The organism is Paracoccus subflavus (assembly GCF_004310345.1).
Lineage (GTDB): Bacteria > Pseudomonadota > Alphaproteobacteria > Rhodobacterales > Rhodobacteraceae > Paracoccus > Paracoccus subflavus.
This window is the reverse complement of sequence record NZ_SISK01000008.1, coordinates 128075-143154: the sequence shown is the minus strand read 5'-3', so window position 1 is coordinate 143154 and position 15080 is coordinate 128075. Positions and strand designations below refer to the sequence as shown.

Here is a 15080-nt window from a genome sequence, read left to right as displayed (position 1 = left end):
TCCCTTGCGGGGCCAGACCTCAGCCCTGGGCGGGCAGCACGCTTTGCGCGATCGAGGCATCGAGCGCCTCGAAGGCATTCAGTCCGATGGTGTCGTAAAGTTCGGCCCGGGTCTGCATCTCGGACAGCATGGCGGTGGTGGCGCCGTCGCGGGCAAGCGCGGCATACAGGCGTTCCTGCGCCCTGTTGGCCACGCGCAGCGACGACACCGGCCAGATCACCATGTCATATCCCAGATCCTCGAACTCCTGCGCGGTCAGGGCGGGGGTGCGGCCGAATTCGGTCATATTGGCCAAAAGCTTCACGCCCGGCAGGCGTTCGCGCACCTCGCGGAACATCTCGACCGAGGTCAGAGCCTCGGGAAAGATCGCGTCCGCGCCGGCATCGACATACATCTGCGCGCGGGCGACGGCGCCGTCGATCCCCTCGGATGCGGCGGCATCGGTACGGGCGATGATGACTAGGTCGCGGCGGGCGCGGGCGGCAGCGGCCACCTTGGCGGCCATGTCCGAGGCCGTTGCCAGTTTCTTGTCGTTCAGGTGCCCGCATTTCTTGGGCAGAAGCTGGTCTTCCAGATGGACGGCGCCGGCGCCCGCCTCCTCGAACGTGCGGACCATGTGCATGACGTTCAGCGCCTCGCCATAACCGGTATCGCCATCGACCAGAACCGGCAACCCGCTGGCCCGCGCGATCTGGCGCACGAAAAAGGACACCTCGTCCACGGTGATGATGCCCAGATCCGGCAGGCCCATGCTGGCGGTCATCGCCGCGCCCGACAGATACAGCGCGTCGAACCCCGCCGCCCGCGCCTGCAACGCGGCCATGCCGTTATGGGCGCCGGGCAGGCGCAGGATGCCGGGACGGTCAAGCGCGGCGCGAAACCGAGCACCGGCGCTGTCGCGGGGTTGGTCGTCTGCAATCAGATACGGCATGGCTTACTCCGCAGCCTGGGGGCGGTCCGCGCCGCGCTTGTCGATGGGCACGAAGGCCCGGTTCTCGGGCCCGACATAGTTGGCCGAGGGGCGGATGATCTTGTTGTCGATACGCTGTTCGATCACATGCGCGGCCCATCCCGCCGTGCGGGCGATCACGAAGATCGGCGTGAACATCGCCGTGGGCACGCCCAGCATGTGATAGGACACGGCCGAGAACCAGTCGAGATTCGGGAACATCTTCTTGGCGTCCATCATCACCGTCTCGATGCGTTCCGCGACATCGAAAAGCTTGGTAGAGCCTGTATTCCGCGACAGGCGGTGGGCCACCTTCTTGATGACGGCATTGCGCGGATCGGCGATGGTATAGACCGGATGGCCAAAGCCGATCACGACCTCCTTGGCCTCGATCCGGCGGCGGATATCAGCCTCGGCCTCGTCCGGGTCGCCATAGCGCTTCTGGATGTCGAGAGCGACCTCGTTGGCGCCGCCGTGCTTGGGGCCGCGCAACGCGCCGACCGCCCCGGCAATGGCTGAAAACATGTCCGATCCGGTTCCCGCAATGATCCGCGCCGTAAAGGTCGAGGCGTTGAATTCATGTTCGGCATACAGGTTCAGCGTCACCTGCATGGCCTTCACGTCGTCGTCGCTGGCAGCCGTGCCGTGGAGAAGATGCAGGAAATGCCCGGCAATGCTGTCGTCCGGGGTTTCCACCTCGATACGGCGGCCATTCTGGCTGTAGTGATGCCAGTAAAGCAGCATCGACCCCTGCGCCGCGATCAGCCGGTCGGCGATGTCGCGCGCGCCCGCGACGTTGTGGTCATGCGCTTCGGGCAGGGTGCAGCCCAGGGCGCTGACGCCCGTGCGCAGCACGTCCATCGGATGGGCCGAGGCCGGCAGGCTTTCCAGCACCTGCCGCACGGCCAGGGGCAGGCCCCGCAGGGCCCGAAGCTTTGTCTTGTAGGCCGACAATTCGGCCGCCGTGGGCAGGCTGCCATGGATCAGCAGATGGGCGACCTCCTCGTATTCGGCGGCCTCGGCCAGATCCAGGATGTCATAGCCGCGATAGTGCAGGTCGTTGCCGGTCTGGCCGACGCTGCACAGCGCGGTGTTGCCCGCGACCACCCCCGACAGGGCAACCGACTTCTTGGGCTTTGCGACGGTCCCGCTCATTTCCCGTTCCCCTTGTAATCAAAGATGCCGGTCGGGCGCGGCGTGCCCAGACGGTCCGGGGACACGGCAAAGTTCAGGTGCATCAGGTCGCCCGCGCCCAGATCGGCCAGACCCTCGGCCGCGGCCAGGAAACGCTTCTGTTCCTCGGGGGCGATGATGCCTTCGGACAGGGTCAGGAACTTCTGGACATAGTTCTCGCGCACGAAGGGACGCGCGCCGTCGGGATGGGCATCGGCCAGGGCCAGGCTGTCCTCGATCACCCGGCCGTCCTTCAGGGTCACGACCACGCGGCCGCCGAAGGCCTTTTCCTTGGGGTCACGGGCGTGATAGCGGCGCGTCCATTCCGGATCTTCGGTGGTCGAGATCTTGTGCCACAGCGCCACCGTTTCGGGACGGTTCGCCCGTTCGGGGGCATAGGATTTCTCGTGGTGCCAGCCGCCGTCCTCGAGCGCCACGGCAAAGATATACATGATCGAATGGTCCAGCGTCTCGCGGCTGGCCTTGGGGTCCATCTTCTGCGGGTCGTTGGCGCCCGTGCCGATCACGTAATGCGTGTGGTGGCTGGTGTGGATCACGATGCTGTCCACCTGCGACAGGTCGCCGACCTTGGGGCCCATGCGGCGGGCCAGGTCGATCAGCGCCTGGCTCTGGTATTCCGCCGAATGTTCCTTGGTATAGGTGTCGAGGATCGCGCGCTTGGGCTCTCCCCTGCCGGGCAGCGGCACCTGATAGCGCGCCTCGGGGCCCGACAGCAGCCAGGCGATGAAGCCGTCCTCGCCCTCCCAGGCGGGGCTCGGGGCGCCCTCGCCGCGCATCACGCGGTCCACGGCCTCGATCGCCATCTTGCCCGCGAAGGCCGGGGCAAAGGCCTTCCAGGACGAGATCTCGCCCTTGCGGGACTGGCGGGTGGTGGTGGTGACATGCAGCGCCTGCTGGACGGCCTGATAGATCACCTCGACAGGCAGGCCCAGCAGCGTGCCGATGCCCGCCGCCGCCGACGGCCCCAGATGGGCGATATGGTCGATCTTGTGCTCGTGCAGGCAGATGCCGCGCACCAGGTTCACCTGGATCTCGTAGCCGGTGGCCAGACCCCGGATCAGGTCCGCGCCGGATTTGCCGACATGCTGCGCCACCGCCAGGATCGGCGGGATGTTGTCGCCCGGGTGGCTGTAGTCGGCAGCCAGGAAGGTGTCGTGGAAGTCCAGTTCCCGCACCGCGGTGCCATTGGCCCAGGCCGCCCATTCGGGGCTGACGCGCGCATCGGCCAGGCCGAACACGGTCGAACCCGGGGCAAAGGGATGGCACAGCGCCTGCGCGCGGGCCGAGGCGACCGGCCTGCGCGCGACCGAGGCCGCGGCCACGGCGGCGTTGTCGATGATGCGGTTGATGATCATGGCGGTCACGTCGTTGTCGACCGCGACGGGGTCGGCGGCCACCTCGGCGATCTTCCAGGCCAACTGGTCCTCGCGCGCCAGATGTTCGGCCGAACGATAGGTGCGCAGATCATGCATCATCATGGTGGTATTCCTCTGATATCAAGACGGTTGCGAGGCCTGCGGATGGTGGCGCGCAGGACGCCGGGCCAGGCTTCGCACGGTTTGCATTGCCTCTATCCCGCGCAAGACGGCTTATTTCAACCGTTGAAACAGCGAAACAGTGCTTGGGCCAGGTGTGCAAACTGCAAAATCTGCAAATTTCCGCAAGGAAATGACCCGGGGCCTGCACAGCCCGGGGCCGGCTTTCCGGCAGGCGGGTTCAGGATGCCTTGTCGGCCTTGCGTTCCGTTTCCCGGATGGTCGGAACGACCTGGTCGCCCCAGCAGCCGTTGCCGCCATGGTGACGCGACACGCGCACCAGTTCCACCGAGACTCCGTCGTTCACTGCCCGCTGGATCGCCTCGTTCAGCCGGTGGACCGCATCTGCCACGCGGTGGATGGCACGGTCGCGGGGGTCCAGCTCGGGCCGGTCGACACGTTCGAAATCGGAATTGCTCACGGTTTTCCTCCCTGGGGAAAGGGCCTGCCCCGGCATGGGACAGGCCGCTGGCTCGTCACTCGGCCGCGAACTGGTTCATGGTGTTCGCGTGTCCGCCCGCCTTCAGCGCGCGTTCGCCCGCGACCATCTCCTTGAAGCTGTCGCCCAGGTCGGACCCGACCTCGTGCTGGTGCCGGACCGCGCTGATGCCGCGGCGGATTTCCTCGCGCTGCACCGTCTTGACATAGGCCAGCATCTTCTGGTCGCCGAAATATCCATGGGCCAGTTCGTCCACCGACTTGGCGGTCAGGTGGAAGGTCGGCAGCGTGATCAGGTTGTGGAACACCCCGGCGCGGGCCGAGATGTCGGTCTGGAACCGCTGCAGGCGTGCATCCGCCTCGCGGCCCAGATCGGTGTCGTCGTAGTCGGCCTTCATCAGCTCGGTCCCCTCGGGATAATCGCCCTCGGCGATCCTGCCTTCGGCGATCCACTGCTGGCGGACCTGCTTGCGCAGGTTCAGCGTCCAGTTGAAGGACGGCGAATTGTTGTAGGTCAGCTTGGCGTTCGGCACTTCCTTGCGGATTTCGTTCACCATGCCGGCGATCTCGTCCACGTTGGGGGTGTCGGTCTCGATCCACAACAGATCGGCGCCGCCCTGGGTCAGCGAGGCAATGCAATCCTCGATCACGCGCTGCCGGCCGGTGCCCTCCTGGAACGGGAACAGCCCGTTGGGCAGGCGCGCCGGGCGCACGAACCGGCCATTCATGAAGATCGCCAGCTCGCCCTCGCGCATCGGGTTCTGGTCGCTGATCGGCTCGGTCTTGAGCCATTTGATGTATTCGCTTGCCAGATCGCCCGGCTGCTGGCTGACCGGAACCTTCTGGGTCAGGCCCGCGCCCAGGCTATCGGTGCGCGCCACGATCACGCCGTCATCGACGCCCAGTTCCTCGAAGGCCAGACGGCAGGCGCGCAGCTTTTCGATAAAGTCCTCGCGCGGGACCGTGACCTTGCCGTCCTGGTGGCCGCACTGCTTGGCGTCGGACACCTGGTTCTCGATCTGCAGGCAGCAGGCGCCCGCCTTGATCAGTTCCTTGGCCAGCAGATAGGTCGCGTGTTCGTTGCCGAAGCCCGCGTCGATGTCGGCGATGATCGGCACGACATGGGATTCGAATGTGTCGATCTTTTCGATCACCTTGGCGCGCTCGGCCTCTGACCCGGCCTTCTTCAGGTCGCGGAACAGGTCGTTCAGCGCGACCTCGTCGGCCTGGCGCAGCGAGACGTAGATTTCCTGGATCAGGTCGGCCACCGCGGTCTTTTCGTGCATGGACTGATCGGGCAGGTGGCCCCAGCGGTTGCGCAGACCGGCGACCATCCAGCCGGACAGATAGACATAGGTGCCCTTGGCGGTGCCGCGCAGGCGCTTGACGGCCTTGATCATCTGCTGGGCGTGAAAGCCCGACCAGCAGCCCAGCGACTGGGTGAATTTGCTGCTGTCGGCGTCATAGGCGGCCATGTCGGCGCGCATCACCTTTGCCATCTCGCGGGCGATGTCCAGATGCGTGTCGTAGCTGTTCTGCATCCGCAACTGGACGATGTCGTCCACCGAAACGCCCCCCGCCGTCTGGCCCGACGGATAACGGGCCGAAACCTCGGCATGAATGTCGGAAAAGGTGCGTGACCTGGTCATGATGATGCGTCCTTTGTGCAAATCGTGTTTGGGTGAGGGGGCCTGCGGGTCGGCATGACCCCGGAAAGGGTCCGGTCAGTCGAGCGCGTTCAGCACCTGATAGGCCGGGGTGGTGATGAAATCGGGCAGGGTTTCGGCCATCACGGCCTCCTGCACGATGCGGGCGGCCGAGGCGTAATGGCCCCGGTGAAAGCCGTTGGGTCCAAGGCGTTCCAGCACGCGGACGATCTCGTCCTGCATGAGCTGGCCGAACCAGTCGTCGGTCAGCCGGCCTTCGTTCCCGTCGGCCATGACCACCGGCGCGCCGTGGCGCCGCCACTGCCACAGTTGCGCGCGGCTGATCTCGGCCGTGGCGGCGTCTTCCATCAGGTTGTTGATCGGCACCGCGCCGCGCCCTTGCAGCCAGTGCGCCAGATATTCGACGGCGATCGCGATGTTGGACCGGATGCCGGCCTCGGTGACCTGACCCTGGTGGGGGGCCAGCAGCTTGGCGGGGTCGATGCGGTAATCCTGCCGCTGGCGGCGAACCTGGTTCGGCCCGGTCATGCCGGCGTCAAAGACCGCCCGGGCGACCGGCACCAGATCGGGATGGGCGACCCAGGTGCCGTCATGACCCAGCTCGACCTCGCGCTGCTTGTCGGCACGGACCTTGGCGAATGCGGCCGCGTTGGCCTGTTCGTCGCCCTTGACCGGGATCGCGGCGGCCATGCCGCCCATGGCGTGGATGCCCCGGCGGTGGCAGACCTTGACCAGCCGCGCGGCATAGGTCGCCAGGAACGCGCGGTCCATCGTCACCTCGGCCCGGTCGGGCAGGATATAGGCGCCGTGGTTGCGCAGGGTCTTGATATAGCTGAAGATATAGTCCCAGCGGCCACAGTTCAGCCCGGCGATGTGGTTGCGCAGTTCCCAGACGATCTCGTCCATCTCGAAGGCGGCGGGCAGGGTCTCGATCAGGACGGTGGCCTTGATCGTGCCCTCGGACAGGCCCATGCGGTCCTGGGCGAACAGGAACACCTCGTTCCAGAAGCGCGCCTCGCGATGGCTTTCCAGCTTGGGCAGATAATAGAACGGCCCCCGGCCCGATGCCGCAAGCGCGCGACCGTTGTGAAAGATGTTGAGACCGAAATCGAACAGCGCGGCGGATACCGGCTGGCCGCCGATCAGGACATTCGACTCGGCCATGTGCAGCCCGCGCGGGCGCACGATCAGCAGCGCGGGGTCCGACCCGACCCGATAGTCCCGGCCGGTCGCCGCGTCGGTGTATTCCAGCGTGCCGTCGCGATAGTCCAGCATGTTGGCATGGCCCGCGACGATGGTGGCGAAACCGGGCGAGGTCGCGTCCTCGAAATCGGCCATGAAAACCCTGGCCCCAGAATTCAGCGCATTGATCATCATTTTGCGATCGACCGGGCCGGTAATCTCGACCCGGCGGTCCTGGAGGATCTCGGGGATCGGCGCGGCCTCCCAGATGCCGCGGCGGATTTCGGTGGTTTCAGGCAGATAGTCCGGCAGTTCGCCCCGGTCGAAGCGTTCCTGGCGACGGGCGCGGGCGACCATCAGACTGTGCAGCCGCAGCCCGAACCGCGCCTGAAGCGTCGCCACGAAATTCAGCGCCTCGGCGGTCAGGACATGATCGCCCCCCGGCACGGCGCGCAGCACGAGCGGCATCTGGACGGGAATGGCGGCGTGATCAAGCATGACGATCTCCCTTGGTGCGTGCTGTCATATTAGTAATGTAACGCTACCAAGACAGCCCGAGATTTGCACAAAGGGGTTGCATTGTCGGTTCTGTAAGATGACATGAGCCTGATCTGTAACGTTTGTAATGCGCAGGTGCCTTAATGGGGCGGCCCGAAAAGCTGATCATCGGCCAAAGGCTGCGGGTGCTGCGGCAGTCGCTGGGCCTGACGCAGGCGCAGCTTGCCGCCGAACTGGGCGTCTCGGCCAGCTACATCACCCTGATTGAATCCGATCAGCGTCCCGCATCCGCCCGCCTGCTGATGCGCCTGGCCGCGGTCTATGACCTGGACATCACCGAACTGGCGCCATCGTCGGATGCGCAGCTTGCGGCAGACTTTGCCTCGGCGCTGAAGGATCCCGCGCTGGAATCGGGCAACCTGCCCCGCGCCGAGATCGAGGCCGTCCTGCAATCCTCGCCCAAAATCGCGGCGGCCTTTGTGCGCCTGCACGACCGGTACCGCGAGGCCCTGGTCAGGCCGCAGGCCGACGACAATCCCCTGACCGACCGCGACAAGGTCGAGGCCCTGGCCGACACGTCGCGACCCGTGGAACAGGTCCGGGCGTGGCTTTATGCGCGCAGCAACTATGTCGATGCGCTTGACCGCGCCGCCGAAGCGCTGGCCGACGACCTGGCCCTGCACCGCAGCGAGCCGCATGTGGCCCTGTCCACGCGCCTGGCCGCGCACGGGATCACGGTACGCATCCTGCCCGCCCCGGTGATGGGCGACCAGTTGCGCCGCTTCGATCAGCATCGCAAGGAACTGCTTTTGTCGGAACTGCTGGGTCAGGCCAGCCGCCGGTTCCAGATCGGTGTGCTGCTGGCACGGCTGGAAATGGACGATCCGATCAATGCCGTCCTGGCCGAAACCGGGCTGACCGATCCGGCAACGGTGTCGCTGATGCGCGTCAGCCTGGCCAACTATTTCGCCGCCGCGCTGCTGATGCCCTATGGCCGGTTCCTGGCGGCCTGCGAAAGCACGCGCTATGACGTGGAACTGCTGTGCCACCGGTTCGGCACCAGCTATGAACAGACCGCACATCGCATGTGCACGCTGCAACGGACCGGCGCGCGGGGCATCCCGTTCTTTTTCGTCCGGGTGGACCGGGCGGGCAACATCTCGAAGCGGTTCAGCGCCGGACGCTTTCCGTTTTCGCGCTTTGGCGGCACCTGCCCGCTGTGGAACATCCATTCCGCCTTTGAAACGCCGGGCCGCATCCAGACGCAGATCATCCAGATGCCCGAAGGGGCCAGCTATTTCTCGATCGCCCATACCGTCAGCCGTGCCGGGGGCAGCCACAGCGCGCCGTCGCAGCGGCTGGCGATCGGCCTTGGCTGCGACGTGGCCTATGCGCCGCGCCTGATCTATGCCGACGGGATCGACCTTGACCGCACCCGCCCGGTCGAGATCGGGCTGAACTGCTATCTGTGCGAACGCCGCAACTGCCCCGCCCGTGCCCATGCCCCCATCAACCGGCGCCTGACCATCAACGAACGCGAACGCAGCCTGGCGATCTTTCGGTTCGAGGAAAGCTAGGAATTCTTGCGGAACATCCGCTTTGCAGGCGTGTTGGACCGAAAGGCCAGGACGGAGGACATGCCATGACCGACAAGGACAATCCGGACACCGTTCCCCCCGGCACGACCGGCGCGGGCGAGAACATCTGCCGAAAGTGCGGCGGCAGCGGGCAGAGCGATGGAAAGGACTGCCCCGATTGCGGCGGAACCGGCAAGGTGACGACCGGGATCGGCGGGGGCTGACGGCGCTCAGCCGTTCAGCAGCCTCACGTCATAGGCGTAGAACTGGCGGTCCATGGACACCAGCGTCATCTCCTCGGACCGTGCCTGGGCGATCAGCATCCTGTCAAAGGGATCGGCGTGATGCAGGGGCAGATGCGCCACCGCCTGCGCATGGCCCCAGCCGATCGGCAGGGGACGCGCCCCGGCCGCCAGGGCGCGGTCGAACAGATCCTCCGGCACCTCGAGCTTGCCCAGGGCACGCTTGATCATAACCTCCCAGACGGTGGCGGCGCTGATGAACAGCGCCTCGGCCCCGGTGATGGCAGTGCGCAGGGACGCCGGCAGCCGTGCGTCGTCGGCCATCGCCCACAGGACGATATGGGTATCCAGAAGCAGTTTCATTCCGGCAGGACGCCGCCCGACCGGAACAGTTCGGCCACCTGATCGTCGCCGTCATGGATGTCGTCGGGCAGGCGCATCTGCCCCTTGGCACTGCCGATCAGGCTGTTGGCCCGCGCAGGCGAGGGCGTCAGACGCGCCACGGGCCGGCCATAGCGGGTCAACTCGATCTCCTCGCCGGCCTCGACCCGGCGGATCAGGTCGGCAAACTGGGCCTTGGCTTCGGCAATGGCGATCTGCATGGTCATCCCCCCGTGTTGACCTTAATGTAGGTCAACATTTTCCCGTATTCAAGCCGGTTTCCGGTCAGGGCCCTGATGGGGCCGCTCGATCCCTCTGTCCCGTCATTCTGGCAGGTTCGCCCCCACCACCCGCGCGCACAGCGCCAGCGAGATCGCACCCGCATCCGGGTGCCCGATGCTGCGGTCCGCCAGGGGGCGGGCGCGGCCCAGCCTGGGTCGCAGTTGCGCGGTGGCATCCGCAGCCTCGGTCGCGCGGGCAGCCGCAGCGGCCCAGGCCACGCCCAAGGTTTCCCCTGCCGTGACCCGTTCGGTCAGCACCTGGACAAAGGGTACCAGCGAATCCACCAGCGTCTTGTCGCCGACCCTGGCCCCGCCCAGCCGGACGATGGCGTCATGGGCGGCCTGCGCGCCCCGCGCGACGGTTTCCGGCAAGGGCCGGTCCCTGTCGCCAAGCGTCTGCCCCCAGGCCCGCAGCGCCACCCCCCACAACGCGCCCGAGGTGCCGCCCGCGCGATCCGCCCAGGCATCGCCTGCCAGCGACAGCACCGTCCCCGCCCCCCCGCCCCCTGCCACGGCCTTGTCGGCGGCGGCGGCCGCGGCGGCGGAGCCGCGCGCCATGCCCTGCCCGTGATCGCCGTCGCCCGCCTGGGCGTCGATGCGGCCCAGTTCCTCCTCGGCATCCGCCAGGGCACGGGCGACGTGACCGATCAGCCCCGCCACGCAGCGCCCCGCATCCTGCGAATCCGCGCTGCCTTGGGCAATCCGTGACTCCGCCTCGGCGCCGGCCTCGACCGCATCGTCGGCCACAGGAGGCGTGACAGTGCCCTTGCGAAATGCGGGTGCGTCGGCAGGCGCGCGCCAGTATCCTTGCAGCTCGTCGTCCAGCCAGGTGATCGTCAGCGAACAGCCCGCCATGTCCAGGCTGGTGACGAATTCCCCCACCTCGGGGTCCACCGGGGTCAGCCCGGCCTCTGTCAGCATCCCGGTCAGGTGGTGCCAGAGGACAAACAGTTCCTCGTATTTCGTGCGGCCCAGGCCGTTCAGGATCACGGCCACGCGGCCATCGTGATCCGCTGGGCGTTCGGCCAGCAGCGGTTCCAGCAAGGTGCGGGCCAGATCGGCGGCGGGCATCATCGCCCGCGTGCTGATGCCGGGTTCGCCGTGGATGCCCAGACCCATGCCGACCCGGCCCGGATCGACCGTGAACAGCGGCGTTCCCTGACCCGGCAGGGTGCAGCCGTCGAAGGCCACGCCAAAGGACACCGTGGCCCCGTTCGCCTTGCCCGCGACCGCCATCACCGCGTCCATGTCCAGTCCCGCCTCGGCGGCCGCGCCGACGATCTTGAAGACCGGCAGGTCGCCCGCCACGCCGCGCCGCCGGGCGCGATCATCGGCCCCGGCGCTTGCCACGTCGTCGGTCACGGCCAGAATGCGGGTGTCGATCCCCTCGGCCCGCAGCCGTTCGGCGGCGGACCCGAAGTTCAGCACGTCGCCCGCATAGTTGCCAAAACCCAGGATCACCCCGCCGCCCCGGTTTGCCGCCCTGGCGACCCCGTGGATCCACGCGGCCGAAGGCGAGGCGAAGACATCCCCCGCCACCGCCGCATCGGCAAAGCCGGTCCCGACATAGCCCAGAAAGGCCGGGTAATGCCCCGACCCGCCGCCGACCAGCAGCGCCACCTTGCCCCGCGCGCCCGGCGCCGCGCGCACCGCGCCATGGGGCACCGCGCGCACGCGGTCGGCATTGGCCGCGCAGAACCCCTGCAACGCGGTGTCGGCGAACTGGTCGGGTGCGTCAAAAACCCTGGTCATGTGCGGATCCTCCTCCCCCTCGGGATCTGTCGGATATGGTCGCGGCTTTGGGCACAGACGCCCAGGCCGCCGCCCCCCGTAATGTTCGACCGGAAAGAAACTGTCAAAGCCCGCCTTGATCGCCTTGCGGACGCCCTCGCGCCGGTGGATCGTTTCGCCCGGCAAAGGAAAAGATCCATCATCCCGGACCAGACTTTGACCGGGCGATAGGTTGCGGCATTGTCGGGATTCCTGACATCGGGCGGGCCTGTCGCAATTGTGCAGGGATTCTGCCGCAATCCGCCAAAGCGGCGATCGGACCTTCGGCCACGCTGGTCCCGTTCGGCGTCCCTTGCGGCAGAGATCCCATGGCCTCCTCTCCTCCCCGGTTGTTCACCTTTCTGCTGCTGGACCGGTTCACCATGCTGCCTTTTGCGGCGGCCATCGATGCCCTTCGGCTGGCCAACAAGATGTCGGGGCGGACGATCTATCACTGGCGCCTGCTGGGGGCGGGCGGGGATGTCGCCGTCTGCTCGAACGGCGCGCGGCTGGCGCTCGACGCGGGGCTGGGGGCCGACATGCCGATCGGACGGGACGGGGTGGTGATCGTCTGCGGCGGCGACGCCATCACGACGCAGGCCACCGCCCCCGTCCTGTCCTGGCTGCGCCGGCAGGCGCGCGGCGGGGCGACGCTGGGCGCGCTGTGCACCGGCAGTCATGTTCTGGCCAAGGCGGGGCTTCTGGACGGGCGCCGCGCCACGATCCACTGGGAAAACCAGGACGCCTTTGCCGAGATCTTTTCTGACGTGACCTTGCAACGGCAGGTTTTCGTGGACGACGGCAACCGTCTGACGGCGGGCGGCGGCACCTCGTCGATCGACCTGATGCTGCATCTGATCGGGCAGACGCAGGACGCCGACCTGGTATCGCAGATCGCCGACCAGATGCTGCACACGGCGATCCGCACGGGACGCGACCACCAGCGGCTGTCGGTTGCCACCCGCATCGGCATCCGCCATCCCCGCCTGGCCGCCGTGGTCACACGGATCGAGGCCAATCTGGAAACCCCGCTCAGCCCCGCGCAACTGGCCCAGGATGCGGGCATGTCCACGCGACAGCTCGAGCGGTTGTTCATGCGATACCTGAACCGCAGTCCCAAACGTTTCTACATCGAGGCACGCCTGACCCGCGCCCGCCACCTGCTGCTGCACACCGAATTGGCCGTGATCGAGATCGCGGTCGCCTGCGGCTTTTCCAGCTCGTCGCATTTCTCGAAATGCTATCGGGAACGCTATGGCGTCTCGCCCTATCGGGAACGCGGCGTGCAGAAATCGGGCGCGCGGGCGGAATGGGGGGTGCTGGCCCTGGCCAGTTAGAAGACCGCGTCGCCCTGGGCGGCATGGGCGGCCTGGCCCTGGGCGCGGCGCCACTGTTCCGGTGTGATCCCCATGGTTTCGCGGAACACCCGGATCAGGTGCGAGGCGTCGCAGAACCCGGTTTCGGCGGCGATCTGGCTGATGCTGCGGCCAGGCCGCGACAGCAGCATCCGGGCCTGGGACAGACGGACACGCATGAAGGCCTCGGCCGGGGGCAGTCCCAGCGAGGCGGCGAAATGGCGCTCCAGCTTGCGGCGGCTGACGCCCAGATGGCCCGCCACCTCGGCCACGCCGGGGGGCGTGTCCATGTTCTGCTGCAGCATCAGCAGGGCGCGACGCACCAGGGGATCGTCGGTCACAAGGTCCAGCGGCAGGCCCGGCTGGGGATCGTCGGCCGCCATCGCCTCGTCGATGATCATGATGTGCAGGCTTTTGCGTGCGGGTCCGCGGCCGATGTGGCGGTCCACCAGAAAGGCCGCGAGATGCGCGGAACTGGCGCCCCCCGAACAGGTCAGCCGGTCGCGGTCCACCACGAAGATGCGGTCCGAGACGGGACGCAGACCATCGAACTGTTCCAGGAAATCCTCGTGGTGAAACCAGCTTACGCAGCAGCGGTATCCATCCATCAGCCCCGCGCGATGCAGGATGAAGGCGCCCGTGCAGACGCCCACCAGCGGCACCCTGGCCGCCGCCGCGCGATGCAGAAAGGCGGCATGGTCGGGTTCCAGCCGCTCGATCTCGTCGATCAGGCCGCCCACCACGACGACATAATCGAAGCGCGAGGGATCGCCCAGCTTTTCGTCGGGGGTCACGCCGATGCCGCAACTGGACCGGATCGGGTCCATCGAGGTTCCCAGCACCCGCCAGGAACAGCGGATCGGACGCGACCGGTCGCCTTCGTCGGCGGCAAGGCGCAGCACGTCCACGAAATTGGCAAAGGCCGACAGGGTAAAGCGCCGCGCCAGCAGAAAGCCCACACGCAGGCGCAGGGGATCGGCGGGCTGGTGAGGATGATCGCGCATGACGCGGATCTTACCTGGCTCTGGCGCGAATATCCAGCAAAGGGCCCACTCGCCCCAAGGCGCGCACCGCGCTAGATTGCCGGGGCGGTCAACGGAGAACGGCAATGGCTGGGGTCAACTGGTTCGACACGGGCGGGCGCGACTATGGGGCATTCCGGCCCGACTATCCGTCAGAACTGGCCGCCCATCTGGCCGACTGCGCCGCCCGGACGGGCTGTGCGGTCGATGTGGGCTGCGGCACCGGGCAGTTGACCCGGCACCTGGCCCGTCATTTCGACCGGGTGATCGGGCTTGATCCCAGCGACGACCAGTTGCGCAATGCCCTGCCCCATCCCCGTATCACCTGGCGCCGGGCGGGGGCCGAGGACATGGGGCTAGATGACGGCAGCGCCGACCTGATCACTGCGGCGCAGGCCGCGCACTGGTTCGACCTGCCGGCCTTCTACGCCCAGGTCCGCCGCGCCGCCGCCCCCGGCGCGGTGATCGCGCTTGTCAGCTATGGCGTGATGGAACTGGACGACGCAGCCCTGGATGCCCGGTTCCGCCGGTTCTATGACCACGAGGCCGGTCCCTTCTGGCCACCCGAGCGTCGTCTGGTCGATGACGGTTATGCGGGCCTGTATTTCCCGTTCGCCGAAATTCCCGCGCCCGATCTGTCGATCCGGCGGGATTGGCGGCTGGACGAGGTCCTGGGATATGTCGCCACATGGTCGTCGGTGCGCCGCCTGCGCGAGGCCGGGCGGCAGGAGGTTCTGGCAGGTTTCGCCGCCGATCTGGCGGCCCTGTGGGGCGATCCCGACCGGCCGCGGGGGGTGGCCTGGCCGGTGGCGATGCGCCTGGGGCGCCTGTGACGCGATCCGTGTCGCCACCGCCCCCCTTGCCGGCATCGGTCGCCGGGACCTGCGGCAAGGTGCCACAATCGCACCGGCGCGCCGGAACCCGGTTCCCCTCGCTTCGTTAAGGCTGCGCAAGGCCGGGTGGATGCCCCCGCCCCTGCCCCAGCTTGC

General features: G+C 67.3%; 14 protein-coding genes. 4 read left to right on the top strand and 10 right to left on the bottom strand.

From position 1 onward, the window contains the following. Nucleotides 1-19: 19 nt before the first annotated feature. The 6 genes from prpB to aceB form a co-directional block, all read right to left on the bottom strand. Nucleotides 20-931 (bottom strand): methylisocitrate lyase, encoded by a 912-nt coding sequence (prpB, locus tag EYE42_RS11710; protein ID WP_130991515.1) that lies wholly within the window; start codon nt 929-931, stop codon nt 20-22. A gap of 3 nt (nt 932-934) precedes the next feature. Next, nucleotides 935-2104 carry a bifunctional 2-methylcitrate synthase/citrate synthase gene (gene prpC / locus EYE42_RS11705; protein ID WP_130991514.1) on the bottom strand — a complete coding sequence of 390 codons (1170 nt, stop codon included), beginning with the start codon at nt 2102-2104 and terminating at the stop codon, nt 935-937. Next, nucleotides 2101-3621 carry an MmgE/PrpD family protein gene (locus EYE42_RS11700; protein ID WP_130991513.1) on the bottom strand — a complete coding sequence of 507 codons (1521 nt, stop codon included), beginning with the start codon at nt 3619-3621 and terminating at the stop codon, nt 2101-2103. The genes prpC and EYE42_RS11700 overlap by 4 nt, the downstream gene beginning before the upstream one ends. A 238-nt stretch (nt 3622-3859) precedes the next feature. After that, nucleotides 3860-4099, bottom strand: a complete 240-nt coding sequence (locus tag EYE42_RS11695; RefSeq protein ID WP_130991512.1) for a hypothetical protein — start codon at nt 4097-4099, stop codon at nt 3860-3862. Nucleotides 4100-4154: 55 nt separating this feature from the next. Beyond that, nucleotides 4155-5765, bottom strand: coding sequence for an isocitrate lyase (locus EYE42_RS11690; RefSeq protein ID WP_130991511.1), 1611 nt, complete (start codon nt 5763-5765; stop codon nt 4155-4157). A gap of 75 nt (nt 5766-5840) precedes the next feature. Continuing rightward, complete coding sequence (gene aceB / locus EYE42_RS11685; RefSeq protein WP_130991510.1) at nt 5841-7463, bottom strand: malate synthase A; 1623 nt, start codon at nt 7461-7463, stop codon at nt 5841-5843. Nucleotides 7464-7606: 143 nt separating this feature from the next. On the opposite strand from aceB, the gene EYE42_RS11680 reads away from it, so the two are divergent. After that, entirely contained in the window at nt 7607-9040 is a 1434-nt protein-coding gene (locus tag EYE42_RS11680) for a helix-turn-helix domain-containing protein (RefSeq protein ID WP_130991509.1), read from the top strand. A gap of 65 nt (nt 9041-9105) precedes the next feature. Then, nucleotides 9106-9264 (top strand): hypothetical protein, encoded by a 159-nt coding sequence (locus EYE42_RS16020; protein ID WP_165455777.1) that lies wholly within the window; start codon nt 9106-9108, stop codon nt 9262-9264. Nucleotides 9265-9270: 6 nt separating this feature from the next. On the opposite strand, the gene EYE42_RS11675 is transcribed toward EYE42_RS16020, so the two are convergent. The 3 genes from EYE42_RS11675 to EYE42_RS11665 all read right to left on the bottom strand — a co-directional run bounded on the left by EYE42_RS11675 (nt 9271) and on the right by EYE42_RS11665 (nt 11696). After that, entirely contained in the window at nt 9271-9645 is a 375-nt protein-coding gene (locus EYE42_RS11675; protein ID WP_130991508.1) for a type II toxin-antitoxin system VapC family toxin, read from the bottom strand. Further along, the gene (locus EYE42_RS11670) at nt 9642-9890 is read right to left on the bottom strand and encodes a type II toxin-antitoxin system Phd/YefM family antitoxin (protein WP_211657934.1); all 249 of its coding nucleotides are present in this window, start codon (nt 9888-9890) and stop codon (nt 9642-9644) included. The genes EYE42_RS11675 and EYE42_RS11670 overlap by 4 nt, the downstream gene beginning before the upstream one ends. Nucleotides 9891-9986: 96 nt before the next feature. Further along, complete coding sequence (locus EYE42_RS11665; RefSeq protein WP_130991507.1) at nt 9987-11696, bottom strand: dihydroxyacetone kinase family protein; 1710 nt, start codon at nt 11694-11696, stop codon at nt 9987-9989. A 347-nt stretch (nt 11697-12043) separates the two neighbouring features. Between EYE42_RS11665 and EYE42_RS11660 the strand changes: the two genes are divergently transcribed. Continuing rightward, nucleotides 12044-13051, top strand: coding sequence for a GlxA family transcriptional regulator (locus tag EYE42_RS11660; RefSeq protein ID WP_130991506.1), 1008 nt, complete (start codon nt 12044-12046; stop codon nt 13049-13051). On the opposite strand, the gene EYE42_RS11655 is transcribed toward EYE42_RS11660, so the two are convergent. After that, nucleotides 13048-14073, bottom strand: a complete 1026-nt coding sequence (locus tag EYE42_RS11655) for a GlxA family transcriptional regulator (RefSeq protein ID WP_130991505.1) — start codon at nt 14071-14073, stop codon at nt 13048-13050. The two genes, EYE42_RS11660 and EYE42_RS11655, sit on opposite strands and share 4 nt — an antisense overlap. A gap of 104 nt (nt 14074-14177) precedes the next feature. On the opposite strand from EYE42_RS11655, the gene EYE42_RS11650 reads away from it, so the two are divergent. Then, the gene (locus tag EYE42_RS11650; RefSeq protein WP_130991504.1) at nt 14178-14924 is read left to right on the top strand and encodes a class I SAM-dependent methyltransferase; all 747 of its coding nucleotides are present in this window, start codon (nt 14178-14180) and stop codon (nt 14922-14924) included. The last annotated feature ends 156 nt before the right edge of the window (nt 14925-15080 follow it).

Coding starts and splice junctions, on each gene's coding strand:
- prpB (WP_130991515.1), bottom strand. CDS start 931: ATGCCGTATCTGATTGCAGACGACCAACCCCGCGACAGCGCCGGTGCT.
- prpC (WP_130991514.1), bottom strand. CDS start 2,104: ATGAGCGGGACCGTCGCAAAGCCCAAGAAGTCGGTTGCCCTGTCGGGG.
- EYE42_RS11700 (WP_130991513.1), bottom strand. CDS start 3,621: ATGATGATGCATGATCTGCGCACCTATCGTTCGGCCGAACATCTGGCG.
- EYE42_RS11690 (WP_130991511.1), bottom strand. CDS start 5,765: ATGACCAGGTCACGCACCTTTTCCGACATTCATGCCGAGGTTTCGGCC.
- aceB (WP_130991510.1), bottom strand. CDS start 7,463: ATGCTTGATCACGCCGCCATTCCCGTCCAGATGCCGCTCGTGCTGCGC.
- EYE42_RS11680 (WP_130991509.1), top strand. CDS start 7,607: ATGGGGCGGCCCGAAAAGCTGATCATCGGCCAAAGGCTGCGGGTGCTG.
- EYE42_RS16020 (WP_165455777.1), top strand. CDS start 9,106: ATGACCGACAAGGACAATCCGGACACCGTTCCCCCCGGCACGACCGGC.
- EYE42_RS11675 (WP_130991508.1), bottom strand. CDS start 9,645: ATGAAACTGCTTCTGGATACCCATATCGTCCTGTGGGCGATGGCCGAC.
- EYE42_RS11670 (WP_211657934.1), bottom strand. CDS start 9,890: ATGACCATGCAGATCGCCATTGCCGAAGCCAAGGCCCAGTTTGCCGAC.
- EYE42_RS11665 (WP_130991507.1), bottom strand. CDS start 11,696: ATGACCAGGGTTTTTGACGCACCCGACCAGTTCGCCGACACCGCGTTG.
- EYE42_RS11660 (WP_130991506.1), top strand. CDS start 12,044: ATGGCCTCCTCTCCTCCCCGGTTGTTCACCTTTCTGCTGCTGGACCGG.
- EYE42_RS11655 (WP_130991505.1), bottom strand. CDS start 14,073: ATGCGCGATCATCCTCACCAGCCCGCCGATCCCCTGCGCCTGCGTGTG.
- EYE42_RS11650 (WP_130991504.1), top strand. CDS start 14,178: ATGGCTGGGGTCAACTGGTTCGACACGGGCGGGCGCGACTATGGGGCA.